The organism is Vibrio sp. sp1 (assembly GCF_016920955.1).
In the GTDB taxonomy this organism is placed as follows: domain Bacteria; phylum Pseudomonadota; class Gammaproteobacteria; order Enterobacterales; family Vibrionaceae; genus Vibrio; species Vibrio alginolyticus.
Genome location: NZ_CP060589.1, coordinates 2,488,704 through 2,515,420, shown reverse-complemented (window position 1 = coordinate 2,515,420; position 26,717 = coordinate 2,488,704). Strand labels below are relative to the sequence as shown.

The following is a 26,717-nucleotide window of genomic DNA, read 5'->3' as shown; positions in this document are numbered from 1 at the left end:
TCGTATTAGTTCATGAGTCCAGACTTTGAAATCATTGCGCCCCGCTTAGCGCTCAAGCTCATCCCTGCTGAAGAAGCACATTCACTACAACGATTACTTGCAGAATCCCCTTCGCTGCACCAATGGCTTGACTGGTGTGATAAAAACGTCACATTGAAAACCGCGCAGGACTTTCTGTTGGCAACCCGTCTTAACTGGGTCAAAACTGAGGCTTTTGGTTTCGGTATCTATGAGCGGCAAAGTAACACTTTGGTTGGAATGGCAGCGGTTAATGAGTTATATCATACGTTTAATATGGCGAGTATTGGTTACTGGGTTGCCGACCGCTATCAACGGCAAGGCTATGCCCAAGAAGCCGTTAAAGCCTTAGCAGAATTCTGCTTCGCAAAGCTAAGTTTAACTCGACTAGAGATTGTTTGTGACCCCGACAACGAAGCTAGCCAAGCCTTAATTGAGTCCGTCGGTGCACAAAAAGAAGCCATCGCCAGAAACCGGTTTATTTTTCATGGTAAGCCTAAAGATGGCGTTGTGTACTCACTTTTACCGACAGATCTAACATAAACAAAAAGCCACCGACTTGCGGTGGCTTCTGCATTTTTTAAGATACAACACATCCACACAGAGTGGATTTAAAACCTTAGTGCAGCTTAAGGTTTGGACGCAGCACGCGATTAATGCGGCCGACGAGCATCATCAGACCGGTTTTGAATACACCGTGCAACGCCATTAGGTGCATGCGATACAATGAGATGTAAACGACACGAGCAATACGGCCTTCTACCATCATCGACCCTTTAGTTAGGTTCCCCATCAGACTACCAACGGTTGAGAAGCGACTTAGAGACACTAATGAACCGTGATCTTTATATACATAGTCTTTCAACTCGCGCCCGTTGATCTTCGCGACGATGTTACTAAATGCCTGGCTTGCCATTTGGTGTGCAGCTTGAGCGCGTGGCGGCACGAACGAACCGTCAGACTGGGTGCATTGTGCTAAGTCACCAATAACAAAGATGTCATCATCTCGTGTTGTCTGTAGTGTGTTTTTCACTACAAGCTGATTGATACGGTTCGTTTCTAAGCCAGCGATATCTTTAATAAAGTCTGGAGCTTTGATACCCGCAGCCCAAACCATGATTTGAGCTGGGATCTTCTCACCATCTTTTGTAGTAAGGCCATCTTTTTCAGCTTTAGTCACCATAGTGGCGGTGCGCACGTTTACGCCCAACTTCACCAACTCTTGATGAGCAGCAGAAGAAATACGTGGAGGTAACGCTGGTAAAATACGCTCACCTGCTTCAATCAGATTGACGTTCAACTTGCTAGAATCAAGATCACCGAAGCCATAAGTGCGCAGCTCTTTAACAGCATTATGTAACTCAGCTGATAGTTCAACGCCAGTTGCACCAGCACCAACAATCGCAATATCGACCGTACCGTTACCGTTTTTCGCGTGCAGCTTTAGGAACTCGTTGTTCATTTCTGTACGGAAACGGTGTGCTTGCTCAGGGCTGTCTAGGAAAATACAGTTTTCACGAACGCCAGGCGTGTTGAAGTCGTTTGATGTCGAGCCAATCGCCATCACTAGAATGTCGTATTCTAGCTCACGGCTTGGCATAAGAAGTTCACCGTGTTCGTCTTTAAGCTCACTTAAGATGATCACTTTACGTTCACGGTCGATGTCTTGAAGACTACCCATTTGGAAGTCGAAGCTGTGGTTTTTTGCATGAGCTCGATAGCTCAGTGCATCTACTCCTTCGTCCAAAGAACCTGTAGCAACCTCATGCAATAATGGCTTCCACAAGTGGCTCGCTTTTCGATCGACTAGCGTAATTCGCGCACGGTTTTTGCGACCTAGAGTTCGACCAAGCTTAGTTGCCAACTCAAGACCACCTGCACCGCCGCCTACAACGATAATGCGTGTCACAATGATTTTCCTCTACAAAAATGAATATATGGGGTTCAGCTCGATGCATGACTCACAAACATTTGTGGCATCCATCCAACCGATGAATTCTTGGTTCTTAGAGGTGTCTCAATTACTTGGATTAAAAAACTACCACCCACTTTGATTCTTTATCTATCAATGACTTGTCAGGGTTTGGCATGTTTATCTGGTACGCATACGACGCCAGAAGTTTTTGGGCAAGTTTATTACTCGCTCTCAATTTTTTTTGATATTTATCAAATTATTTTAGTCCGGTTCATTATATAGAGACCAACTTTGAAGGCAACCAAAATCCGTGTAACGAGTACGGATTGACTACTTTTCGACTACTCTACAACAAGGTGTTCGTGCTACATAGGAGGGAAGTAAGAAAACGGTAAGGAGAACACAATATTCAAAGCGTTAAACCAAGAAAATGTACCTTTCAAAGAGACAGTGGCTCGGCATACTCAAGAGAAGGAATCGCAGCAAAGCAGCCGATAAAAACGCCGCTTTACTGTCTACACTCAACATTAATAAGTATTTTTAAATGCCTTTATCGCTTGTAAATGATGAGAGATTTTTTTGAACTTATGAGACTGAGTTTCATCCCAAATGATTTGATAGTGTTTTTCTAGCTCAGCTGCCGTTTTCGAATTGTCATGCACTTCATCATCTTTAGAGAGAATCACTAAGCAGTGAGCTTGATTTTTCGCTCGGAACTGATCAACACATTTTGTTGCGATATCTTCGTACTCTTCTGGGCGATCGATTCGACCAGCCATCGTTTTTTCTGGGTGCAAGTTCGGGTTGAACATCACTTGCTTGATACCGCATAGAAAACCAATTCGCTCAGACCAGTAACCACCTAAACCAACCCCACAGATTAACGGGTTTGGGTCATCAGATTGATCGATAACTTTAGACACTTCTTTTAACAAGTGTTGCATGTCGTGCTTTGGGTGAAGGGTGCTGTAATTGATAAAACGAACGTCGTCGTCGATAAATTGCAGTTGAAGAACTTTTTCGTGGTTACCCGGGCTTGTACTGTCAAAGCCGTGTAAGTAAATAATCATGTGTACCTCTCCCTGTGTGTATCTGGTACTTTTATTAAAACTACCACTATTTCCTTACTGTTAAAGGGGAAAATATCACGAGTTCTCAAAACAGTGATCTTCCATACACAATGAGCCTTTCAACTCATACGCACTGTTTAAGTATTGTTCAGTTCCCCACAATTTATAGGCAAGTAGATACCAGAGCATCGCCATCACCAAGGTTCTTGGTTGCCAAGCGTGTACACCTCTCAGCCAAAGAGACACATCTTCGATACCTCGAATTTGGCAATACTGCTTTACCGCTTCTTCCACAGGCGCATTCGCGACCTGAATAGTTAAGGTCAAATCAAGCCTAGGGTCAGCAATCCCGGCATACTCCCAATCAATGACTTTCACCCCACTCTCCCCTCGCACTAGGTTGTAACACCCCAAATCGAAGTGACATAGGGCAAGCGGAACAGGTGCAACGTTCGGTTCCGTGCGCCACTTCATGTACAAAGCCTCAAACTCCGTACCCACATACTGACCATCAAGCTCAAGCCAATAATGATCGATGCGAGAAATATATGAAAATGGAACCAAAGGAATTGCGCTTATCGGATATTGATGAATCTTCGCCGCAATGGATAATAAATCGCTTAGTGCTAAGCCTGACTCCGTCAGTGCCTCTCCTTCTATCCATTCCACCAGCAACCCTTGCTCATGAATAAAAACTGGCTTGGGGCCAATTTCCAATGAAGAGACTGCATTCAGCACTTGATATTCACTGTGACGAGAAATTGAAAAAGCCTTGCAGACATGACTGGTCGGTCGCCAGATGTATGCAAGGCCTTGAGAAGATTCCAACCGCCAACAACGGTTGGTGAGCCCCCCGGTAACAGTTTGTACTTTTACCGGAGGCTCCGTAAAGAAGCCATCGAGAGCGTTAAGACTCGGATCTAACTGTTTTGCTTGTTGCCAAGAAAACCATGCCATTGATGACTTCTCCATCCTGTTCGATTAAAGACCGAATAGGCTCTTAGATTGCGCTTTACGAATTTCAGTTTCATCCGCCCACTCAATCAAACCTGTTTCTAGGTCCATTAGGCGCATGGTCATCTTGTAGTATACATCTTTATCGCTACCTGCATTTTTCACAATGCTAGATAGGTTGCCGTAAAGCATGTATTGAGCACCAACCATTTTACCAAATTGGATAGCTGTGCTTTGGTTAACAAGCTCATCCGTGTTTTGGAAGTTAAGTTGTTCACGCACAGACTCAACACGATCCATATCAACAAAACGGAACTTACCTGAGTTCAACATCTTAGTAGAGATCGTGTCAGTAATGGATTCAGTGTCAATATGTTCACTGGTTTTGTTCTTAATTCGCTCAACAAAAACGATAGGACGTTGGTCACGAGTAATTGCTGCTACAGAGCCCGACATCATCATGCTATCCACCATTTCAGCCGCGATTTTTTGTAAATCTGTTGAGCCAAAATCGATAGTCGTGGTTTCTGTTGCTTGCGCATCGCCGTAAGAGACTTTGTTAGAACAGCCACCTAAAATGACGGCAAGACCTAAAAGAGCAATAATACTTTTTTTCATGAGAGTTCCTTAGTTTTTCAATACCAGCGCATCGTTAGCGCGGCAGCTTCGGCAGAGCCGTTAAGATTAATCGTCTTGTGCTTCTCTAATTTGCACACGGAATTTTGTGCCATTTGGATTCACAGTAACTTCAGATAACGTGACTTGCTCAAATCCTCGCACAATCATTTTTCGCCACGGACCAGGTTTGGTATTCACTTCTAAACCATTGTTGTCATACCAATAAAATCGGTAAAGAATGTGCTGATCACCTTTGTAATTGCTACTCAGCAGCACGACTCCTCGTGGGCGATCATCAACGTAAGTGGTGGTGATGTTGTCAACTAATAAGCGACTACCTAAAACGTTATCATTAAAAAATACTTTTTGCGTTTGGCCATCAATTCGAATACCAGCCGTGTTTTCGGCGCATCCAACTAAACCAATAGCCATTGCTAAACAAACAAGCCATGCTTTCATTACAGTCTCCCTAGCTGTTTATGCCACACGGTTGAGTGTGCTCCCTGACGAGATACCCATACCAATGTAGTCTGCTGTGCAGGCACTTCAAACTGATAGGTTTGATCACCCAAGTTTAAACTTTGTGTTCCCGGTTTCACGATTTTTGAAGCCGTTTTCACTTGCGCTGGCAATGTTTGCCAACTTCTTGTATCTGGCTGTTCGGTCAATGTGTTCCATACATTGAAAAGTATGTTGCCCACATCATCGCCTTTTTTCGCCGCCTCTTTTCGGATTCGATCTTTTGCCCAAACACGAAGAGCTTGACGGATCACTATTGTAGTAAGACGTTCATTAAGATCGTTTTGCGCCATCGCATTAACATCAGTCAGCGTACTGGAAGGCAATACCTGACCATTTAAAACAACATCGCTAAAACGTTGAGCACCTCGGTTCTGATAATAAGGAAGCGCCAACGAATAAATCGCGCCATTATCGCGACTGTCGTAAATCGGTAAATCAATACGCCACCCTTTCATCGCCTCAACAACACCCTGCTCATCAATAACGATGACTCGCCCTTGTGACTGAGTTAATCCAGAAGGTGCTTTGCCATACCGCTTCTCTAGCATGCGCAAGTCTTCACGCATGCCCAGCTTCTTAGCAGCGTATAAGGTACTTTCCACAACTTGCTTGTTGTCTGGCATTACAGCGAGTGCTCGTCGGTAATCAACATAAGCACTGTTTAAGTCTCGCGACGCTTCATATAACAAGCCAGAAAGATAGAACAGATAACCATTTTGTACCGCGCTTAGTTTTTTACCAGCATCAGGGTAGTTCGCTAACACACTGCCTAAATTGGCAGACATGCCTTGCTTGTTAAGGTCTTTCTCTGCTGCTTTTAGCTCTTTTTCACGCGCCTTTCTTGCTGCTTCCTGAACTTGATTAGCTCGACGCACTTCAACTAGTGCCCCTTCTAAATCGTTTTTCTGTAAGTAATTTAGTCCTAGATACAGGTGCAAAAAGCCAAGTTCGTAATCGGCGGGATGATAGTCTTGGAGATTGTCGTTCACTGCGAGAGAGCCGACGCTCGTTGCCGTGTCTGACACAGATATCGTTGCACGATCTTGTTGAACACGTACAGCACGATCGCTGCTTTCTAGCGCATTTAAACTTGTTGGGTAATCTTCAGCAAGAAAAGAGATACGACCTTTTTCAAAATTGCCAAGTATCTCGCCACCCACTTCACTTGATTGAAGTTGTTTTGCTTTGGCATATTCCCCTGCAACAACGGCTTGATAAACTTCTTGATTCTGGTTGCTGTAATGGCTAAACAGATTGCCCGCAGATAAATTCGCGCAGCCAGAGGCCATTAAAGCCCAGCTCATCAGCCCTAACAGCTTTACACCTAGTTTCACATTTATCTCCACAAATGTGTCATTCGACAGGAAAAAGAAGTGGGTGAATCGCCACCCACTTTTAAAAGCTTAGCTCAATACCATTGGACCTAGAGGGCGGCCGCCTAGTAGGTGCATGTGAATATGGTAAACCTCTTGGCCACCATGTGGATTACAATTAACGATTAGGCGATAGCCGTCTTCAGCAATACCTTCTTCTTTCGCTAACTTTCTAGCAACAGTGAACAAACGCCCCATCATTGCTTCATCTTCAGCTTCTACATCATTCGTTGTTGGGATCAGTTTATTCGGAATAATGAGAATATGGCTTGGTGTGCGAGGGTTAATGTCGCGAAACGCAGTCACCAAATCATCTTGATAAAGGATATCGGCAGGGATTTCCTTGCGAATAATTTTACTAAAGATCGTTTCTTCCGCCATGAGGACTCCATTTTATAAACGTAATTAGACCCCAATTAGTATGCGCCAACCAAAAGCGGAGCTCAATAAAAACAGTGTTCACTTAACATTATTAATCAAATGCTAATTAACGAGGCTTTTTTTGTCGTGTGCGTCATAAAATGCGCGTCACAAACTGAATACAATCCAATGAATTTTGTTACTTTTTTAAGACAATTATTATTTTTATACCCAAGTAAACTCAAAAATGCTTGGGTAGCTTGTCTATTTTTGGGAGAGGAAACTCACTTATGCGAGGTTCAGTTATTAAAAGGATGTATGCCGGCTTTGCACTGATCATCATCCTATTTGCCGTCACAATTGCCATTATGATGGGAGGAATGAGTGATATTCACGGAAAATTTGGCACGGTATCTAAATCATCCCTACCGTTGGTATCGTTATCTAATCAAACCAGTGTTGAGCTGCTTTCTGCCGACAAATCATTTAAAGACTTCCTGACAACAGAGAATAAACAACGCATGGATGAAATGCGTCAGGAATTTGCTAGATCTCAACAGCGCTTCGAATCCACATTGGCTCAACTGAAAACCGCAAGCCAAATCTACCCTTCTCTTGCCGAACCGTTTTCACAGTTAAAAACGTTAGAGCAGAGCTATTTTACAGAAGCTCTAGAGGCCATGGACAACTACGAAGCAATGTTCGCGGCTCAAGAAGAAGTGCAAAAATCCTCACGCCGCTTCCAAAAACTGAATACCGAACTTTCGGTTGGTCTTAAAGAATATGTGGCAGATCAAACCAGCATTTCTGTCAAAGTCATGGCAAAGAGCTACTTTATCAAGTTAAAAGATGCCGAAGTAATTACCTCTGATGCCCTCGCCAGTTCCAACCCTGAGTTTGTTACGCAAGCCGTAGCTAAAAACCGCAAAGCAGTAACGCACTTGAATTACGCATTCCGCGGGTTGGTGACTCAGCTTCCTGAGCTAGAAAAAGCTTTTGGCGAATCTGTAGAGCAATTTACTCGTGACGTTGGTATGCGTGGCGGTGTGCTAGACCAACATAATAATTACCTCAATGCTCGCGCCGCTTTGTATAACAATATCGCCAACCTAGCAAATAAAGTGGATTCAACCATGGCGATTCTTGAGCAATTCACGACAACCGCAACAGATAAGCTCAATGAATCATTGGCAGACGCAGGTGACATATATTCGGCGGGTGTAACGAAAGCCATCATCATTGGCGTTATTGTCGTTTTACTCGCGACAGCGATTGGCTACCACATCGCTCAAAGCGTTCGCGAACCGTTGACTCGTATTCTAAAAGTGTTAGAAAGCCTGACTGAAGGTGATATGACACAGCGTATCGACATTCGCTATAACAACGAATTCAGCCGTGTGAGTGGACACATTAACTCACTCGCCGACAACCTTCACGAGATCTTGGTGAAACTCAACGAAGCGTCAGAAAACCTATCGTCAACCGCGACAACCAACGAACGCACCTCTTCGCAAGCACAAATTAAATTGAGCTCTCAACGCGAACAAACGGCAAACGTCGCTACCGCGATGACAGAAATGTCTCATTCAGTGCAGGAAGTCGCGCAAAGTGCGCAAGGCTCGCTAGAAATGGTGCAACGCGTCGAATCTGCCTCTGAAGAAGGCAGAAATGTTATGAGCAGTAACATCTCAACCATTAATCAACTAGAAACACGTTTGAACGAATCGGTCTCCGCAGTTTCTGAGCTACAAAAGATGAGTGGTCAAATTGGGTCTATCCTTGATGTGATCCGCAACATTGCGGAGCAAACCAACCTACTGGCATTGAACGCGGCAATTGAAGCGGCTCGCGCTGGTGAACAAGGTCGCGGCTTCGCGGTAGTGGCAGATGAAGTACGAGTACTCGCATCAAGAACGACTCAATCAACCACTGAAATTGAATCCATGATCAGTAATCTGCAAGCTAGCTCGCAATCGGCGAACCAAGTCATACAAAGCTGTATGAGCGATATGGAGATGTCGGTTGAGCAAGCATCAAAAGCGAACAGCTCAATGGAAGAGATCCAGGCGCTAATCATCGAAATCAGCCAAATGAGTACGCACATTTCACAAGCAGCAGCAGAGCAAAGTGAAACATCAACAGACATTGCTCGCAGCATTGAAGATATCAACAGTATCGCCGATGAAAGTTTCCAAGCCATGTCGAGTATCGCACAAACCAGTGAATCACTGACCCACTTGGCTCATCAGCAAAATGAATTGGTCCACCGCTTTAAGTTATAAATACTTTATAACTAAGAGCATTAATTAGTGCAATCAACTGTATAAGGGCGACTTTTTGTTAAGTCGCCCTTGTTTTTTGTCGGCCATGTCTACATATGATTAATAAGGCCAGCTCATCCCCTTGCACAACTCTTTTCGAGCGGCCTCATAAAAAGGAAAATCTATGGCTGTTCATGTTGGTATTATCGACCAAGACCCAGTGAGATTGGTCACTCCTCTATTAGATAATCGTACGCTAAGCACACATATCGTCTTCATCGGAGACAAGAGCCAGTTAGATATATTTGACCGACTGAGTGCCGTTTTAGATCAACGAGAAATTACTTCTGAATTTTTTGAAATTCCATCCGCTGTTAATACATCTCTGATCAAACAAGCAATTCAAAAACTGGCAAAAGACCTCCATGAACGCGGCGAAGATGTAAAATTGAACGCGAGCTGTGGTCTTCGTCATCGCTTGTTGTCGGTGTACGAAGTTTTCCGTACCTATCGCTGGCCAATTTTTGTGGTAGAGCCTAGTAGCGATAAGCTTTGTTGGTTATACCCTGATGGCAAAGAAGATACCCAAGTCGAAGATCACATTACGATTGCAGATTACCTCACTATCTTTGGTGCACGCGGCGAGTTTCACCACGTTGATTTACCACCTCTTCTTGATAAAAAATTGTATGAACTTGGTGAACGATGGGCCTCAAATGCGCTTGAGCTTGGGCCAGGTCTAGCAACACTTAACTACCTTGCAACCACATGCCGCAAAGAACAAAAGCTTGATGTCGAGCTCTCCGAAAAACAGCAGGGCTACCGTGAGCTCAACATGTTGCTTTCAGATTTAGTAGAAGCAGAAATCGCCACCTATGAGAATGGCGTTTTAACGTTTGCAGATGAAGATGCTCGACGCTTTTCAAACGGTGAGTGGTTAGAAACTTTGGTTCACAGCACCGTGAAGCAAATCCAAGACACCATGCCGACGATCCAAGATCGATCGTTAAATGTTCAGGTTTATCGCAAACTTGGTGAAAGTGAAGTACGCAATGAGTTAGATGTCGCAACAGTTGTAAACAACAAGCTGCACATCATCGAGTGCAAAACCAAAGGCATGAGAGATGACGGCGACGATACTTTATATAAGTTAGAATCGCTTCGCGATCTATTAGGTGGCTTACAAGCGCGCGCAATGTTGGTGAGCTTCCGTCCTCTTCGTCACAATGACATTACTCGTGCTGAAGACTTAGGGCTAGCCCTGATTGGCCCTGATGAGCTTAAAGATTTAAGAACGCACTTAACTGCTTGGTTTAAAGACGCGGGCGGTTCAGACGAGATATAGTGCCATTAAGAAAAGCTAAAATTCACAACGATAAAAAGCAGCATTAATGCTGCTTTTTTTATACCTAAATTTTAGCTGTACGCATTTCTATAAGTAGAAAAAAACCAGAGGTTAGCCTCTGGTTTTTTCTGTTTGTTTAAATGCCAACTATAGCGGCTTAAAGCATTTTACGCGCTGCTTCTACAACCACTTTAATTGAACGCGCTTCCGTTTCTTTCAGAGTTGAATGATCTGGAATCTCTTTTTGTGTACGGTTGATGATAACACCAGCCACACAACCCGCTTTTAAACCAGAGCTCGCACACATTGTTAGCAGTGTTGCAGACTCCATCTCGAAGTTAAGTACGCCCATGTCTTGCCATTCTTGCATAGAGCCTTGGAAACGCTTAACAACACGACCAGAGAACGTATCGTAACGTTCTTGACCAGGGTAGAACGTGTCGCTTGATGCAGTCACACCCATGTGAACTGTAGCGCCAGACTCTTCTACTGCTGCTTTCATTGCGGTTGCTACTTCAAAGTCAGCAACTGCTGGGAATTCCATAGGAGCAAAGTGTAGGCTCGCACCGTCAAGACGAACTGACCCCGTCGTTACGATCATGTCACCCACGTTTACATGTGGTTGAATTGCACCCGTTGTACCAACACGTAGGAAAGTGCGAACACCAAGCTGTGCCAATTCCTCAACTGCGATAGAGGTAGAAGGACCACCAATACCTGTAGAACAAACCACAACAGGTTTACCGTCTAGCTCTGCACGGTATAGCGTGTATTCACGATGGCTTGCTAGAAATACTGGATTTTCCATTTGTTCTGCGATTTTTTGAACACGCGCTGGGTCACCAGGAATGATCGCTAGAGTCGCACCATTAAGATCAGCTTCAGTAATACCTAAATGGAATACAGCTTGAGACATAAGTCGCTCCTTATTGTGGCTTATTTTATGAACAATAAGCTCATTAATCAGTTATTGGGTACAGATGCACTGTAGCGAACCTTTCACCAACATAGAGTGATCACAATCACAATGACAAAATGTAATGAAAATGAAATTTCAAACAAAACTGGTATTGATCACACTTTAAGGGGCATTAGATCATTTTGTTGCATAGCAATGCGTGATTTCAAGGACGAGAAAAACGTCTGATCGCATCAGGTGAATACGGTTAAAAAAAGCCCGATACACGAATGCCTCGGGCTATTAATGAGTGGGATCAATGGTTAGGTCAGTTATTTAATCTGCTTGGACTCAAAACGAAGTAATCTCAACGCATTCAATGTCACCAGTGCTGTTGCACCACTGTCGGCTAATACAGCAACCCACAACCCAGTAACACCAAGTAAACTTGTCACTAAGAATACACCTTTCAAACCTAGCGCTAACGCGACATTCTGACGAATGTTACTTAGCGTCGCACGCGACAGTTCTATCATGGCAGGTAGCTCAATCAAACGGTTGTGTGTTAACGCCGCATCAGCTGTCTCGAGCGCAACATCCGTACCGCCTCCCATCGCAATGCCGATACTCGAAGCTTTCATGGCTGGAGCATCATTGATACCGTCTCCCACCATCGCAACGGTATGTTGTTGTGATAGCTTCTCGACGTAATGCACCTTGTCTGCAGGTAACAAACTCGCTTTATAATCCAAGCCTATTCTATTTGCCATTGCTTCTGCACTTCTCGGGTTGTCACCCGTTAGCATCACCGACGTGACCCCAAGTTCCTTCAACATTGCGATGGCTTGCTGGGCATCTGAGCGCAATGTATCTTGCCATGCGATCACGCCAATGACCTCGTCATCGAAACGCACAATGACAACCGTTTTACCTTGTTGTTCCAACGTAACCACTTGCTCTTTGGCTTCTTGAGAAAGTGGAAAGTCTGCCTTTGAAGGCGTGACCACTTGGACCATTTTTCCATCGACGTAACCAGTGACACCAGAGCCTACTTGCGCGGTTTTATCCAACGCTTCAGGAATAGTAAGCCCCTGCTCTTGCACTTTGGTAACTAAAGAAACCGCTAGAGGATGACTTGAACCAACCTCGATTGACGCAGTTAGGCTAAGTAACTTGTCTTCATCCATATCAAAAGCAAAGACGTCGGTCACTTCTGGTTTACCTTGCGTCAGTGTCCCAGTTTTATCAAATGCGACAGACTCAACCTTGCCAAGCAACTCAAGCGCCGCTCCACCTTTGATCAATGCGCCCCGCTTAGCCGCTGCCGCCAAGCCAGAAGTGATCGCCGCAGGCGTTGAAATGACTAATGCACATGGACAAGCAATCAACAGCAGGGCGAGTCCTCGATAGATCCACGTTTCCCACGGTTGGGCAAATAGTAATGGCGGCGTAACGATAACCATCAGAGACACCAACATCATTAGTGGCGTATACCAACGGCTAAATTTATCAAGAAAGCGTTCTAATGGTGCCTTACGGGATTCTGCTTCTTCAATCAAATGAAGAATTCGATCTATCGCATTCTCGCCCTGACGGGAAGTCACCTGTAAACGAACCACTTTATCGACAACCACAGCCCCGGCCATCACTTTGCCACCGGTTTGATGCTCAACGGGAACAGATTCTCCCGTTAACGCACTTTCGTCAAAACTCGCAAGCGCATCTTGCAAAACACCGTCGGCAGGCAAACGACCTCCGGGTGCGACTTCTATGATATCCCCTGGTTTAAGCTGCGCAGCTGGTACTTCTTTGCGTTCACCATCAATAATTAAAATTGAATTTTCTGGGACTAAGTCCATTAACGCCTGGACACCGCTTCGCGCGCGAGATGATGCATATGCTTCTAACTTTTCACCAATAAGGAAAAGCAATAACACCATTGCGGCTTCGGCGGTTTCACCTAAATATAAAGCGCCGAGCGCCGCTACACTCATTAACGTTTCAATCGCAAAAGGCGTACCGCTACGCGCCAACTTAAATGCTTTGAGCGCGATTGGGTATAAACCAAGTAAACACGTCAAAGTGAATAACCAAGCGCTTATTTGAGGGTCGATCTTAGAAATTACTGCCGCAGTAGCCATTGCACCAGCAATCGAGAGAATTTGGATGTTGTCTCTTATGACGCCAAGCCAGCCTTTCTTTGTAGTGCTTGGTTTTGGAGCATCAAGTGAAGAGAGCGGGAAACCCGTTTTTTGGGCTGTCTGCTCTATCGTAGCTATCAGCTCTAGACCATCAAAATCGACGACCAGTTTTTCTGTTGCAAACAAAACCTTGGCTTGGCTGACGCCTTGTAAAGACGTAATGGCTTTCTCAAGCTTTTGCGCACAAGATGGGCAATCCATACCTGACACAAGCCAAGCGTTCCGAACGGAGGAATTACTCTCCCTTGTGGGATCGTCTTCCTCGCCTGTGTCAACGCTGCAGCCTCCTCCACTACAGCAAGAGCTTTCAGAAACATCAACACTGGCCTGAGAGATATTGAGGGAAGATTTTACTGGCGCACAGCATGACTCGCTTGCACCAAGCGGCACCGCAGTTTTGATTTTGCTAGATTGGCAACCTTGATGTTTTGTACACATAATTTTTTCCTTATTGGTATCGGTGATTTACCTATTGCTAAGGATAAACCTTAGAGTAAGCTCCAAGGTCAAGATAAATTTGTACAGTTCGGCGATAGAAAATAAAAAAGACGCCGAAGCGTCTTTCCAAACCAGTTTAAAAGCAATATTCCGTAAAATTTAAACAGAGAGGTTAAACGGGATGCTTAAAACACTCATTTAATGTCATTCCGATGGCACGCAGCACGTCTCTTCTTGTGATAACACCAACCAACTTACCTTTGCCATCCACCACTGGATACATTTTCGGCTTTCCAACTTTCATCATGTCAGCCAGTTCAATTACTGACATTTCTGGAGAAACAGATAAGACATCATCATGCATACACTCTTGTACCGTATGTGTATCTTGGCAGTGATAACTTGCTTTCACCAACTTATCTAATAAGTCTTGCTCCGATAAAAACCCAACCACTTTTTCATTTTCATCAATGACAGGGCCACCTAGTGTGACACTTTGCATTACTTTGTTTAAAGCTGCCGAAAGTGACATATCTTTCGTGAAAGTCACCGCTTGCAACGTCATGTAATCTTTTACTTTTAATGAATGCATTCTTATCTCCTTAAGGGCATTTTATTGCGGCCTTTAGATAAGTGTCGCCTAATTTCCTGATTTTACTAAATGGAAAGGAGTAATTTTATTTATAGGCACAGCCTATTGAACTAAAACAAAATTAACTCACCGAACAACATTCACTGTATTTCGTTAAACGCAAGATTCAGCCAGGCTGATTTTTCTAGGCAATAAATACAACAAAGCCAGTCAAATTGACTGGCTTTGTTATTAAGTAATTGTTGCGTTAGCTATGTTGGCGGCGCATGTTGTCTAAAATAATGCCAGTCGCCATCGCGACATTCAGTGATTCGGCACCGCCAAACGCCGGAATCGTGATCTTATCTGTCACGAATTTTGCTGCGGCTTCGCGCACACCATGAGATTCGCTGCCCATCAACAAAATACCTTCAGCAGCGAAATCCGTTTTATGAACGCTCTCTCCCTCCAAAAACGCGCCATATACTGGCAATTTGGCGTGTTCCAAATAACTTGGCAAATCCACCAAACTCACTTGTACGCGGCCAAAGCTGCCCATGGTCGCACTGATCGTTTTAGGATTATAAGGATCAGCACAATCTGTACTCGCAATAATGTGCTTGATGCCATACCAGTCTGCAACACGAATAATCGTACCTAGATTACCAGGGTCGGATACACCATCTAGCGCAATCATCAAGCCTTTCGCTTGAGGCTCTTTTACACTCGGAATTTCAACCACAGCAATGGCCGCATTATTGCTCACAAGCGTGCTCGCTTTGGTCAATTCATCAAGCGATGCTTCAACACAATCAAAACGATTTAGCGTACCAGCATTTTGTTCGAGAAATGCCGCTGTTGCAAAAACCTGCTTCACCTTCAATGAACTACTTGCTAGCTCTAGTACGTTCTTTTCACCCTGAACTAGGAATAAGCCATGCGCTTTACGCTGTTTCTTTTGACCTAAAGCACGAAGCAGTTTTAATTGGTTTTTTGAAATCATTAAAGTATCCCAGGTGAAAATGGTTATTCGACGAGCGTACCCTAAACAATCTTCACGAAAGTTCGGTATCGAGCGGATGAGATTATAAATTATACCTAAATAACCTCAAGAAGCTTGATCATCAGAAGACGTTGAACACCAAGCGTAGCCAAAATAAAAGAAGGCTCAAAAACGAAAAAAGCCCTGCGATAACGCAGGGCTTTCAAAGGGTGGGACCCCAGCCACATCCCGGCACACAAGTCACACGCTGCGGCTGCTTCCTTCCGGACCTGACCGAGTTCACGAGCTATTGTTGCGAGAGGACCAGAGCCCCATAATTCTTTTCGAGAGGTCTTGCCTCAATCGATGGGGCGATTATTCAGTATCAGCTCTCATAATGCAAGAGCAAAAACCTTGAATTTCATCATTTCATTACCGTTTGAACAAAACTCGATCAATTCATTCCTTTATGATGAAACCGTACAGTCACGATAAGAGGAGTCGTGCCGTGAGGACTGCTTACTCATGTACATGTCTTCATCAGCCAAATGCATCGCTTGCTCTAAGCTCATGTGCCGTTCCCTTTTTGCAGAGAAACCAATAGAGATACTTATAGACTCCAAATCACTACATAATTTGCCTTTCACGTCGATTCTACTGAGCTCTCTCATTGCTCTAGTTAACTCGGCTTGCGTTGGATAACCCAGCAATATGAACTCATCCCCTCCAATTCGATAACATCTTCCCGACCAGACATAATGAATTTTTAGTGCCAGTAGTTGTAAAACTTCGTCCCCAGCGCGATGCCCATAAGTGTCATTGATTCGTTTGAAATGATTAATGTCTAAGTAAAGTATGGATAGATCTTTGTTTACTCCTTTTCGATACTTTACTTGCAACGCACGACGGTTCCTTAACCCTGTTAAGTTGTCAGTGTTCGATTGACGGTAAAGATAAAGCGAAACACAAATAGCAAACAATAACACAAAGATAAACACAGCTTGTGTTTGCGTCGCTAATCGAATCTCATATTCAAGTGCGGTACGCCAATCTGGGCGTACATCGTACTGAGCAATGATCTTATCAACTTCTAACATCGCTATCGCTCGACTGAAGAAAGGCGCAAGCATGGCTCCTTTTTCATTCGCGACCAATCCAACAGAGAGTTGTGACTCATAAAACTCGCCAATAGCGGTATCCTGCTCTATCGGAACCAATTCACTGAGACGTAAAAAATGATTGAGCATCGCCGTATCCATCGGAATGTAATCGACTTCTTCATTTAGTAGCCCCTGAATGAGCTCTTGTTGGGTACGATAACGTTTGAGTTCTTTTAGCGGTAACAGTTGCGTCATCATTTGATCGAAAAAGTCATCCTTAACTACGCCAATCCGCTCAGATATCAACTGTGAAACATGAGAGTATGTGCTCGGTTTGTAACCTAAACGCTTGACCATCACCGATGCTGGCGCGTAATGGGGCTTTGGAAAGTAGCTAAATGCGCGCCGCTCACGGCTGACCGTTAACGGCGCCAAAATTTCGAAATTACCTTGGATAAACTCATGGTACATAGAACCCCAGCTTTCACCAGGCTCACTAATGATCAAGCAGTTTAAAGCCAAGATCTCACAGCTTCTCAGGACTACATCAGCCGTCATCCCTTCGACACTACCATCTGCGTTGTATACAACATATGGAAAGATAGATTCGAGCTTAATCCGTATTGGTTCATTAAAATCAAGGGGTAATAAACGAATAGAATCACGCAACGCTGCTCGCCTTAATTCAAATTGATACTGGGAAATTTCTTCGCGAAGCTGCTTTTGCACCGCTTCCCCGTGAATAAACGTAGCGAACGTGTCCAACTCTTCAAGATGATGATCTTTTTTACTGATGATGGATACGGGCTTTATCGAAATCTGATCATTGAGCATCTTGGCGTCAAACCCCTCCATCAGCATCGGCTTGAGCTGGTTAATGGCATCGACAACGCCATCCACAGCACCTGAACGTAGCAGTGTTACTGCTTGTTCGTGACCTTGATAAGAGATCTGTTCTAGCTCAGGGTAGTGTTGTTTAAGTAATTGGGCATAAACTGTATCTTTGGGGACGCCAACACGCGAAATGTCACTCAACGTCGAATCTTTTAAACCAAAGAGGTAGGTATATTCGATATTTGTTGGGCGGGAATAACTAAAACGTTGAGCACGTTCTTGTGTGTAAGTGATATTCGCAGCAAAGTCCGCTTCCCCATTCGCTACTGAATTTAGAATGGCATCAAAGCTGGAGTAGTTCACGTATTGAACGGTAAAGCCAAACTCCTTTGAAGCAGCATTGAAAAGAACACGAGTGACGACATCATCCGCTTCAGTCGCGACTTTATAATGAGCAATTAAAGGGGCTTCGGCTTTTACATTCAAACTCAAGAGGCAACATGCAAAAAGCAACAGTGTTCGAGCAAAAGTTGTCATGACAAACTTATCTTAAATCAACCACTTATATTGTGGTTATTATTATTGGAAGTGTAGTAAATATGAAATGAAGAACATATACTAATCTCCATTTTGTTCCACAACCAATTCGATACTCTGCCGCACATGTCACTTTTTACCTGACTAAAAACTCATAATTCAGCCTGTTCATCGCTACTACGTAAAATATAGTCAGTCATCCAAGCCGTCCCTAACAAACAGATCCAAACCACGAAAACAGGGTTTGGCACATCCGTGGTCGGGCTGACGACTAAGGCGGCAAAACCCACAGTCGGCAATGTCCAACATAATAATTTGCTCCAACGAATGGTATATTGAAGCTTCGCAAGTGCTTCCATTGACGCTAACATTCCCGTCAAACTTAACGCCATAAGAACGGCGTACGGTAGGCCTGCAATCCACAAAGGGAGCAACAAAAACAACGGCCACCAGCTGTGTTTATTGGATGGCGTCCAATGCGCAGCCGACCACCACATCGCCATAACCGCAATGGTTTGAACCACTGTAACCCAAGCAGACCCATCCAGCTTACCGCCTTGCTGTGTGACCATAAGACCAACTTGCAGTGTAAGTACAATAAGACCAGCGGTGAGCAACACGCCTAAAGAGCTTCTACGAGAAAACACCACCATTAAAAGTGGGAAAAGGATCAAAACACCAACCGACAAAGCAATTGGCTGCATTGAGAGTGTCGCACCAAAAGCCATCATCGCTCCCAGCAATACTAAGCCAGCGAACCCACCTTGTGGCAGAACCCACAGCGCGGGGATCATAAGTGCAAGAACGGGAATGTCACCCTCGCTCAAACTCATCGCCCGAACGCAGACAACAGCGAGTAAGGTCGTAACGAAAAATTGAAGTGTCGATAAAATCATAGCGCCTCCTGGCTTCCCCACCTACTTGGTAACTCAACGGCAAAAACTGGGATTGAAAGTCGTTGAGAGGGTCTAGATTCAAGCTTAGCTTGCGTTTGCTTCATGCTGTTTAAGGCTCATCAACCAACGACACTAAAGAACAGAAAATGTAATTCTTCAAAGTGAGTCGCTGACAACACAAGGGTTAAGAACCGTTAGCAATATACAAGTCCAATGGTTTACCATTCCTTAGTAATCCAAAATAGACACTTTTGAGTATGGACCAATTTTTAGCGCAAATCTTTGCTGTAATTCACCAAATTCCAAAAGGAAAAGTCTCCACCTATGGGGAAATTGCAAAAATGGCCGGTTATCCGGGCTATGCGAGACATGTTGGTAAAGCACTGGGTAACCTACCAGAAGACAGCAAACTCCCCTGGTTTAGAGTGGTAAATAGCCAAGGAAAAATATCTTTAAAAGGCAGAGACTTAGAGCGACAAAAAAAGAAATTAGAAGCAGAAGGGATTGAAGTCTCGGAAGTTGGCAAAACTTCACTTAAAAAATACAAATGGCAGCCTTAAGCTGCCATTTTTTGTTCTCAGTACGTCGTATTAACGTGTTCCAACTAGACGAATATCTAATTGGTGAGTTTGTGCTTCATCTGTAATAACACCGTTATGTGTGTCGCTGATAAAACGCAGCTTTCCATCTACCTCAATGCGAGCACGAACGCTGTAACGATGGTTTGGTTTGATTTCATTGCTGTCGTAACTCAACTCAAAAGAAAGAGGAACTTGCTTACCTTCTGTTTCGAATGTCTGTTTCGCCAACACTTTTGCTGGCGCATCCGCCAAGGACACATCTTCTAACGCAATAGTAACCACTGCGTTTGGTGGCAAGGCAATCCGCTCGCGATAAGCCACTGTACCTGTAATCGTCTTCATTGACGCCTCTGTAGATTCCATTTCTGTATTTTGAGAAGTTTGGCAACCCACTAACGCAGCCCCAAAGAGTAGAGAAGTAACAAGTAGTAGTGTTTTTTTCATATATTCCTCGAAAAGAGCATTAAACCGAAGCAATTATAGGTGTGGAATATAAAACTGTCTGCTTCCTGTCATTTTATTTGACAATAGTTTGACTGAGTTAGAATTTATCAAACAATTGATTTTGTTTCATAATTGGAACAATACTATTTCTAAGTTACTCAATAGTTCTTAACTATGCCACTTCACAAGAGTGAGGCTGTTGAGGTAACTTGGAATGAAAGACAACGGTGAGGAGACACAATGAGTAAACCACTACGAGAATTGCTCAGCCTACTACAACTCGAAAAATTAGAAGAAGGCTTGTTTCGTGGCCAAAGTGAAAACCTAGGTTTGCCTCAAGTTTATGGCGGTCAAGTAATTGGGCAAGCACTTTCTGCTGCGCGCTACACCGTTGAAGAAACACGCACGGTACACTCCTTCCATAGCTATTTTTTGTACCCTGGCGATCCAGAAAAACCTATTATTTATGACGTAGAAAATCTGAGAGATGGCCGTAGCTTTAGCACTAGACGCGTAAAAGCAATTCAAAATGGACGCCCTATTTTTTACCTAACCGCATCCTACCATGGCGATCAACCTGGGTTTGATCATCAAAAAGAAATGCCAGATATCCCTGGTCCAGAAAACTTTGCCTCAGAGAGTGAGCTCGCAAGCCATATTGCAGAATTTCTACCCAAACGCTTACGCAAAACATTTTGCGGGGAAAAGCCAATCGAAACTCGCCCCGTTACGGTTATCAACCCTTTGAAGCCCAAAAAAGCAGAACCCAAACAGTACCTTTGGATTCGTGCTAATGGTGAAATGCCAGAGAATCAGCTAATTCACCAGTACCTTCTGGCCTACGCATCCGATTGGGGATTCCTTGTGACAGCAATGCATCCACATGAAGTCTCATTAATGACGCCTAACTTTCAAGTGGCCACCATTGACCACTCTATCTGGTTCCATCGTACGTTTAAGATGGATGAATGGCTTCTATATGCGATAGAGAGCCCAACGGCGAGCAATACTCGTGGGTTGGTCCGAGGCGAAATATACAACCAGCAAGGTCACTTAGTGGCGACCGCCGTGCAAGAAGGGGTGATGCGCTACACGAAATAGCTCGTGTTCGTTACACGAAAAAAGGAGTGCTGTTCCGCACTCCTTTTTTAATGGGTATCAAACGATGATTAATTTGGTTGATACTTCATGTTAACAACCGACCATTCGTAAAGTGATTTCGGGTAACCATATTCGCCTTTCCCGTAAATGACATTTGGGTCGGCATAGAATCCACCTTTATTCGTTGCTAAAAATTCACGAACCCCACGACGGTAAGTAATCACAGGTGCTACTAACTCATACTCTACCTTTTCCATCTTCGAGTCATCAATTACTAAGAACCGAGTCATACGAATCGTGCTGCCGTTGGTGCAGTACCCTGGGTCATCATAGTCAATTGCTTCAAAAGGCTTGAGATCATCTTCGAACAGCTCTGATGTACATCCATCAAATCGAGCTAAGTGTACCCACGCTCCTTTTATTAGAGTTTGGTCATCGTTACCCACCGGTTTGAATGCAAGTAGTGCAATCTTACCTTTGCCGTATAGTTTCAATTCTTCGTCCGTTGGCTCACGCACTGAACGAACGTTCATCAAACCAAACTCACTTTCTTCTAAGTTAGAAAACTCACGTGCATTTAGCGTGCTAAACAATACTGTTTGTTCAGTTTCAAGCAATGTATATTGATCCGCAACACCTTCATCTGCAAAGCTTAGATACAGCTGGACTTTCTTACTTTCCAACGCTTTGTAATCTCGAGATTCTCCTTCAGAAACGTCGAGAGAAATCCAACGTCTTTTTACTGGCGGGAGGTCAAGTAACGTCAGCTCTTCCTTATCAACATCTAATGAAGCGACTCCTTTAATTGTTGAGCTGGATATTTGATAGCTTCGGTTTCCTATTGGTGTACCAAAGTCTAGCTTAACCTTTTTAAATGGTTCAAATTCCACCTTCATTGTAGAAGCACTTAAACCAGGGTGATTCGCTTTGTTAATAGTGCCATTTACGACGATTGTTTTAGCTTTGTAGTTGCGTCCAGTAAGAGTAACCTCTACTTGGTACTCGCCTGCGTGCAAAATCTTCAAACGCCCCGTATCAGGGGAAACTAGCTCGACCACAGGATCTTTTTGGTTAATAAGACGGTAACTTGCCTTCGCAGTCCCACCACTCATCACTGGTGAGATAACACTACCAGCGGAGAATTCTACCGTTGGGTAAGTAACCGATACAGGGTTTGTGCCTTGTTTAATCGTGACCGAGAAGCTACTTTCACCCGGATCCACTTTGTCGTCCCCCGCATCCGAAACAATAATTTTTGTGCTACCCGCGTTAAGAATTTGCATGGCACCCGTTTGGCTGTTTAAGGAAACTACATCTGTTGCTGCGTTGTCTGCAAATCGGTACGTAACTTCCCCAACCGTACCAGAGATTTTCGGCGCAACAAATGTTTGGCCAACCTTCCAAATCTCTTCCACATCGGATTGAACTTCAATTCGGCTCGGCGCACTCAAAATTGTCACGTAGACTTTTTGATCAGGACCAACAGTATAATTCGCGCTCTCTTTTCTGCGCACAGTTAGCGTCGCTTTACCCGCTTTATACACATGGAGACGTCCTTCACTAAAACCACCGACAACATCTGGTGCGGTGTTATCTACAATCTCAATTTGCTCGTCAGCACTCAAACCAAAATCACGATGAAGATCAAAACTGTATTTGTTGCTGTATACAACGTCATAATCGTGCGTTGCCATGGGTTGGCCTTCAGCCTTTGCAACTTTAATGACGACATTAAATTGAATAGGTTGGTAGAACTCCCCACCATCGTCTTCAAACTTAAGGTCGTACTCACCCGCAGTCACTACCTCCAACTTGCCGTCAGTCATTCGTAAGCCATTAGGTAAGCTGCTAACTAGATTTACGTTACCTTTTTGCCCTTTAAACGCCAGAGGGATTGAAAGATTTGGTTGATAGGTAAGCGGCATTTCAATGTCTTTTATAACGGGATGAGGCGCGCGATTAACTTCAAGATCAAAACGAGTTTTGCTTGCAGGATAATTACGCATGTCATGCTCGTAAATTTCCACTTCAGCAGCACCAACACCTTTGATCAGTAATGCTTCACCATTTTCAGTTTTAGCGACAACGTCTTCACCACGAATGATTCTCAGCTCATAGTCACCGTAGGCGTTCGTCACCTTAGGGAAAATTCGTCCACCTTCCTCATAAGTTGTGACGATATCCGCTGCGCTGATTTCTTGACGCTTGCCTTGTTTTACATCCACAAAAAATTGCGCTGTTTGCTGTTTATCCAGAAACGCGTCGCTGTAAGTTGCTGTCGCTTCAACCGTTAATTGCCCAACATTATGAACAAGAAGCAAACCCGTTTCAGGGTCTAGCAACTCGGCCACCTTGCTGTCTGGTACGCTATTTATGATTTTGTAAGAAATACGTTGCGTTTGAGCTTTATCTAAACGCACTGGTTCTAACGTCAACCCTTCTCGATACTCGTCTTCAAGCAAAGCGAACTGTAATTGCCCCGGAGCTACTGCATGCAGTTTAACCGTAGCGCGAACTTGTTTCGGCAAGTAAAAGTCGTTACCTGAATCGGTAATCAGCACCGATGCCTGACCAACTGAACCTAATGAATATACCGAACCGTTCTCATCAACACGAATCAAGTTATGACCACTTTCTACCTCATAACTCAGTTCGCCTTTTTGGCCACGGACGATCAACGCTTTTCCTTCTGACTCAATCGCATTGAAATTCAGATCACTCACTGAAAGTTCAGTATTGATGCCTCGCTCTACAGTGACAGAAAATCTTGCTTCAGAAGATTCATAAGCAGAGCTACTATCTGTAGCAAGAATCGTCGCCGTTCCTGGGCGCAGAATTTGTAGTATTCCTGAGTCATTAATTTTCACGACATTTGGCGGATTAGAGTCAATGACTTGGTAAGATACCGACCCATGTACATTGCTCAGTTTTGCTTCAGTAACCGTTCCCACTCCTTCAAACTTCAACACCGTGTCTTCCACTTTTAATTGCGGACGGTTCTGCTTTGTTACCGTAGTTGGTGTCTTCGTATTGTTCGGCTTAGAGTCTCCCCCACCGCCACAGCCAGCGAGTAAAGCTGCGAGAAAAAGCAAATAGTAATTTCTGTTCATTTTTAGTAATACTTTGTTACATACAAGATGGGGCGATAATAATACGATGTTTTATTAATCACTATCCCCATTTTTGAGTACTTTATTACTTAAGTAATTGCTACTGTATTAATCCTAAAAACAAATACTCAAAAATAGCGACCAAATTACATGAAAACACAAAAAGCAAACGTTTAAATCAAACTCTTCCATTAATTTAGTAAAAATTAATATTCAATAAAATAAAACATGAAAAAGAAAGAGAAAAAATTGCGTTATTTTTTCTTTCATTATGATGTATAGGATTAATGGACTGTAAAAACAAATAGTTAATGAAAAATAGAAGAGAGAATAAATATCGTTTATATTTGTAAAAATCTGGCAGGAAATAGTTTTAAAAGCATAATCAAACTACCTTTTAACATTTAAAATACTAAAAGGTAGAATTAACATTAGATAGAATTCTTATAGGGCGAGTTATTTTAGGATTGGTAACTCTGTTGTGTATTTAATGGACTCCATAGCAAATGTTGAAGTCACATTAGATAGCCCTTTTACACTATTAACTAACCGCTTATAGAATTCGTCAAAACACTTCATATCTTTGACTAGTACTTTCATCATGTAGTCATACTCGCCAGCCATACGATAAAACTCCATTACCTCAGGAAAGTCACTCACAGTTGTAACAAAATGGTGATACCAACCTTCGGAATGATCAATCGTTTTTAACTGAACAAATGCAATGAAAGATAGCTCGAGCTTTTCTGCACTTAACAACGCCACGCGTTTTTCGATGTAGCCCTCTTCTTCCAACCTTTTCAAGCGCTTCCAGCATGGTGTTGTAGTAAGATTGACTCGCTCAGCCACGTCATTTAATGACAAGGTGCTGTCGGTTTGTAGTAAAGCAAGCAGCTGCTTATCTATTCGATCTAAGCTCATTTCTATAAAACCCATAAAATGTAGAAAATTTTTCTACAGGTATCTTTATTAAGAGTAACAATAGCAAAGTTTTTCTCGGAAATTATAGATAAATTATCCCTATCTAATACTTATCTATCGATTTCCCAAGGAGAGACGCCATGTGTACTGACCACAATTGGATCAACAATGCAGTGCGTAAAATTGAAGCAGACTTCCAACGTTCTGCTGATACTCACTTATTTAAACTCGAACTACCTTCTCTTGATGGTATCGATATCTATCTAAAAGATGAGAGTACGCACCCTACAGGCTCTCTTAAGCATCGATTGGCGCGCTCATTGTTTCTTTATGCTATTTGTAATGGATGGATTGGTCCTGAAACCACTGTAATCGAGGCGTCCTCAGGCAGCACTGCCGTTTCGGAAGCGTATTTTGCGCGTTTACTTGGCTTACCGTTCATTGCTGTTATGCCGAAAACCACTGCACGTAAAAAGATCGAACAAATTGAATTTTACGGTGGTAAAGCGCACCTTGTTGAACGATCAGATCAGATTTATGACGAGTCTCGACGCTTGGCTCAAGAGCTAAATGGTCACTACATGGACCAGTTTACTTATGCTGAACGTGCTACTGACTGGCGCGGTAACAACAACATCGCGAACTCTATCTTTAGCCAAATGGAGTTAGAAGATCACCCGATTCCTAGCTGGGTAGTGATGAGTCCTGGAACAGGCGGCACATCAGCAACCATTGGCCGTTTTATTCGTTACCAAAAATACGACACTAAGCTTTGCGTGGTAGACCCTGAAAACTCAGTGTTTTACGATGCTTTCCAGTCAGGAAATCACTCATTGAAAGGCGATACTGGCAGCAAAATTGAAGGTATCGGGCGACCACGTGTCGAACCAAGTTTTATTGCTGGTGTCATTGATGAAATGCGCAAAATTCCAGACGCAGCCAGTGTGGCAACCGCCCATTGGGTATCTCAGCTGATTGGGCGTAAAGTCGGCGCATCAACAGGCACCAATCTTTACGGTGTGCTGCAATTGGCTTGTGAGATGAAACAACGCGGTGAGAAGGGTTCTATCGTGACGCTTCTATGTGATTCTGGAGAGCGTTACCTAGATACGTATTATGACTTAACATGGGTAAAAGAGAACATCGGCGATATTCAACCTTACTTAGCTCAACTCGAAGTCATTCAAGCAAAAGGTTGCGTTGAGCCAGCTTGTTGCGGCTCAACTAACGCTTAACGTGCAAACTGGACTTTAAAAAACAGCCCAACTTCATGCGGGCTGTTTTTATCGTTGGGTTTTACTTTTTCTGGCGCGCTTCAAACGCAGCCAATTGTTCTGGCGTTGCCGCTGGTTGATGATTTTGTTTCCATTCATCGTAAGTCATGCCGTAAACACGTTCGCGAGCGTCATCAATATCTAAATCCAAACCGAGATTTTCAGCCTCAGATTTATACCATTTGCTAAAGCAGTTGCGACAGAAGCCCGCAAGGATCATCAGGTCGATGTTTTGTACGTCTTTGTTGGCATCTAAATGCGCCAATAAACGGCGAAATGTCGCCGCGTCTAACTTATCTTGTTCTTCTTGAGTCAAGTTTTTGTATTTGAATTCAGCCACTTTCCTTTCCTTCTCTCTTATTTAACTAGCTTTCATCACCATATCTAGTTAGT

23 protein-coding genes and 1 other RNA gene are annotated in these 26,717 nt (G+C 43.6%); 6 read left to right on the top strand and 18 right to left on the bottom strand.

The genetic code is table 11. The features are described from left to right. The first annotated feature begins 12 nt into the window (after positions 1-12). Complete coding sequence (locus tag H9L11_RS11850; protein WP_025766936.1) at positions 13-561, top strand: GNAT family protein; 549 nt, start codon at positions 13-15, stop codon at positions 559-561. Between the two features lie 76 nt (positions 562-637). Here the strand turns inward: H9L11_RS11850 and H9L11_RS11845 are convergent, their stop codons facing one another. The 7 genes from H9L11_RS11845 to hinT form a co-directional block, all read right to left on the bottom strand. Then, positions 638-1,927, bottom strand: coding sequence for an NAD(P)/FAD-dependent oxidoreductase (locus H9L11_RS11845; RefSeq protein WP_025766937.1), 1,290 nt, complete (start codon positions 1,925-1,927; stop codon positions 638-640). Positions 1,928-2,460: 533 nt separating this feature from the next. Continuing rightward, the gene (gene ycfP / locus H9L11_RS11840) at positions 2,461-3,003 is read right to left on the bottom strand and encodes an alpha/beta hydrolase YcfP (RefSeq protein ID WP_005378464.1); all 543 of its coding nucleotides are present in this window, start codon (positions 3,001-3,003) and stop codon (positions 2,461-2,463) included. A gap of 75 nt (positions 3,004-3,078) precedes the next feature. Then, a complete protein-coding gene (thiK, locus tag H9L11_RS11835; protein WP_017634746.1) occupies positions 3,079-3,960 on the bottom strand; it encodes a thiamine kinase in 882 nt (293 codons plus the stop codon). Positions 3,961-3,984: 24 nt separating this feature from the next. Continuing rightward, positions 3,985-4,575 carry a penicillin-binding protein activator LpoB gene (gene lpoB / locus H9L11_RS11830; protein WP_005378467.1) on the bottom strand — a complete coding sequence of 197 codons (591 nt, stop codon included), beginning with the start codon at positions 4,573-4,575 and terminating at the stop codon, positions 3,985-3,987. 66 nt (positions 4,576-4,641) lie between these two features. Further along, positions 4,642-5,034 (bottom strand): YcfL family protein, encoded by a 393-nt coding sequence (locus tag H9L11_RS11825; protein WP_064353738.1) that lies wholly within the window; start codon positions 5,032-5,034, stop codon positions 4,642-4,644. Beyond that, positions 5,034-6,431, bottom strand: a complete 1,398-nt coding sequence (locus H9L11_RS11820; protein ID WP_025766940.1) for a hypothetical protein — start codon at positions 6,429-6,431, stop codon at positions 5,034-5,036. Before H9L11_RS11820 ends, H9L11_RS11825 begins: the two co-directional genes overlap by 1 nt. A 69-nt stretch (positions 6,432-6,500) precedes the next feature. Then, the gene (gene hinT / locus H9L11_RS11815; RefSeq protein WP_005378473.1) at positions 6,501-6,851 is read right to left on the bottom strand and encodes a purine nucleoside phosphoramidase; all 351 of its coding nucleotides are present in this window, start codon (positions 6,849-6,851) and stop codon (positions 6,501-6,503) included. A 269-nt stretch (positions 6,852-7,120) separates the two neighbouring features. On the opposite strand from hinT, the gene H9L11_RS11810 reads away from it, so the two are divergent. Beyond that, entirely contained in the window at positions 7,121-9,112 is a 1,992-nt protein-coding gene (locus tag H9L11_RS11810; RefSeq protein ID WP_205390770.1) for a methyl-accepting chemotaxis protein, read from the top strand. A 163-nt stretch (positions 9,113-9,275) separates the two neighbouring features. Then, positions 9,276-10,436, top strand: coding sequence for a DUF1887 family protein (locus tag H9L11_RS11805; protein ID WP_005378476.1), 1,161 nt, complete (start codon positions 9,276-9,278; stop codon positions 10,434-10,436). A 157-nt stretch (positions 10,437-10,593) separates the two neighbouring features. On the opposite strand, the gene udp is transcribed toward H9L11_RS11805, so the two are convergent. From udp to H9L11_RS11770, 7 genes are all read right to left on the bottom strand, one after another. Continuing rightward, positions 10,594-11,352: a uridine phosphorylase gene (gene udp, locus H9L11_RS11800; protein ID WP_017820007.1), complete on the bottom strand. Its 759-nt coding sequence runs from the start codon at positions 11,350-11,352 to the stop codon at positions 10,594-10,596. A 314-nt stretch (positions 11,353-11,666) separates the two neighbouring features. Beyond that, the gene (locus H9L11_RS11795; RefSeq protein WP_186584403.1) at positions 11,667-13,973 is read right to left on the bottom strand and encodes a zinc/cadmium/mercury/lead-transporting ATPase; all 2,307 of its coding nucleotides are present in this window, start codon (positions 13,971-13,973) and stop codon (positions 11,667-11,669) included. 172 nt (positions 13,974-14,145) lie between these two features. Then, entirely contained in the window at positions 14,146-14,565 is a 420-nt protein-coding gene (locus H9L11_RS11790) for a CBS domain-containing protein (RefSeq protein ID WP_005378483.1), read from the bottom strand. Positions 14,566-14,812: 247 nt separating this feature from the next. Continuing rightward, the gene (locus tag H9L11_RS11785; protein WP_005378485.1) at positions 14,813-15,547 is read right to left on the bottom strand and encodes an RNA methyltransferase; all 735 of its coding nucleotides are present in this window, start codon (positions 15,545-15,547) and stop codon (positions 14,813-14,815) included. Between the two features lie 212 nt (positions 15,548-15,759). After that, positions 15,760-15,856, bottom strand: an RNA gene (gene ffs, locus H9L11_RS11780) — signal recognition particle sRNA small type. Positions 15,857-15,993: 137 nt separating this feature from the next. Continuing rightward, positions 15,994-17,997 carry a GGDEF domain-containing protein gene (locus H9L11_RS11775; RefSeq protein ID WP_017634751.1) on the bottom strand — a complete coding sequence of 668 codons (2,004 nt, stop codon included), beginning with the start codon at positions 17,995-17,997 and terminating at the stop codon, positions 15,994-15,996. Between the two features lie 152 nt (positions 17,998-18,149). Continuing rightward, positions 18,150-18,893, bottom strand: a complete 744-nt coding sequence (locus H9L11_RS11770) for a hypothetical protein (protein WP_205390769.1) — start codon at positions 18,891-18,893, stop codon at positions 18,150-18,152. Positions 18,894-19,150: 257 nt separating this feature from the next. On the opposite strand from H9L11_RS11770, the gene H9L11_RS11765 reads away from it, so the two are divergent. After that, on the top strand, positions 19,151-19,453 hold the full coding sequence (locus H9L11_RS11765) for a DNA base-flipping protein (RefSeq protein WP_033905036.1): 303 nt from the start codon (positions 19,151-19,153) through the stop codon (positions 19,451-19,453). A 30-nt stretch (positions 19,454-19,483) separates the two neighbouring features. Here H9L11_RS11765 and H9L11_RS11760 read toward each other — a convergent pair whose 3' ends face one another. After that, positions 19,484-19,918, bottom strand: coding sequence for a YbaY family lipoprotein (locus H9L11_RS11760; protein ID WP_005378572.1), 435 nt, complete (start codon positions 19,916-19,918; stop codon positions 19,484-19,486). A 240-nt stretch (positions 19,919-20,158) separates the two neighbouring features. On the opposite strand from H9L11_RS11760, the gene tesB reads away from it, so the two are divergent. Further along, positions 20,159-21,019 carry an acyl-CoA thioesterase II gene (gene tesB, locus H9L11_RS11755; protein WP_033905035.1) on the top strand — a complete coding sequence of 287 codons (861 nt, stop codon included), beginning with the start codon at positions 20,159-20,161 and terminating at the stop codon, positions 21,017-21,019. 68 nt (positions 21,020-21,087) lie between these two features. Here tesB and H9L11_RS11750 read toward each other — a convergent pair whose 3' ends face one another. Then, the gene (locus H9L11_RS11750; protein WP_171345286.1) at positions 21,088-24,129 is read right to left on the bottom strand and encodes a cadherin repeat domain-containing protein; all 3,042 of its coding nucleotides are present in this window, start codon (positions 24,127-24,129) and stop codon (positions 21,088-21,090) included. Positions 24,130-24,585: 456 nt separating this feature from the next. Next, entirely contained in the window at positions 24,586-25,050 is a 465-nt protein-coding gene (locus tag H9L11_RS11745; protein WP_025998626.1) for an Lrp/AsnC family transcriptional regulator, read from the bottom strand. Between the two features lie 140 nt (positions 25,051-25,190). Here H9L11_RS11745 and H9L11_RS11740 point away from each other — a divergent pair, with 140 nt between their 5' ends. Next, positions 25,191-26,285: a PLP-dependent cysteine synthase family protein gene (locus tag H9L11_RS11740; RefSeq protein WP_005389952.1), complete on the top strand. Its 1,095-nt coding sequence runs from the start codon at positions 25,191-25,193 to the stop codon at positions 26,283-26,285. Between the two features lie 61 nt (positions 26,286-26,346). Here the strand turns inward: H9L11_RS11740 and H9L11_RS11735 are convergent, their stop codons facing one another. Continuing rightward, positions 26,347-26,664, bottom strand: a complete 318-nt coding sequence (locus tag H9L11_RS11735) for a DUF1244 domain-containing protein (protein ID WP_005378586.1) — start codon at positions 26,662-26,664, stop codon at positions 26,347-26,349. Positions 26,665-26,717: the final 53 nt, after the last annotated feature.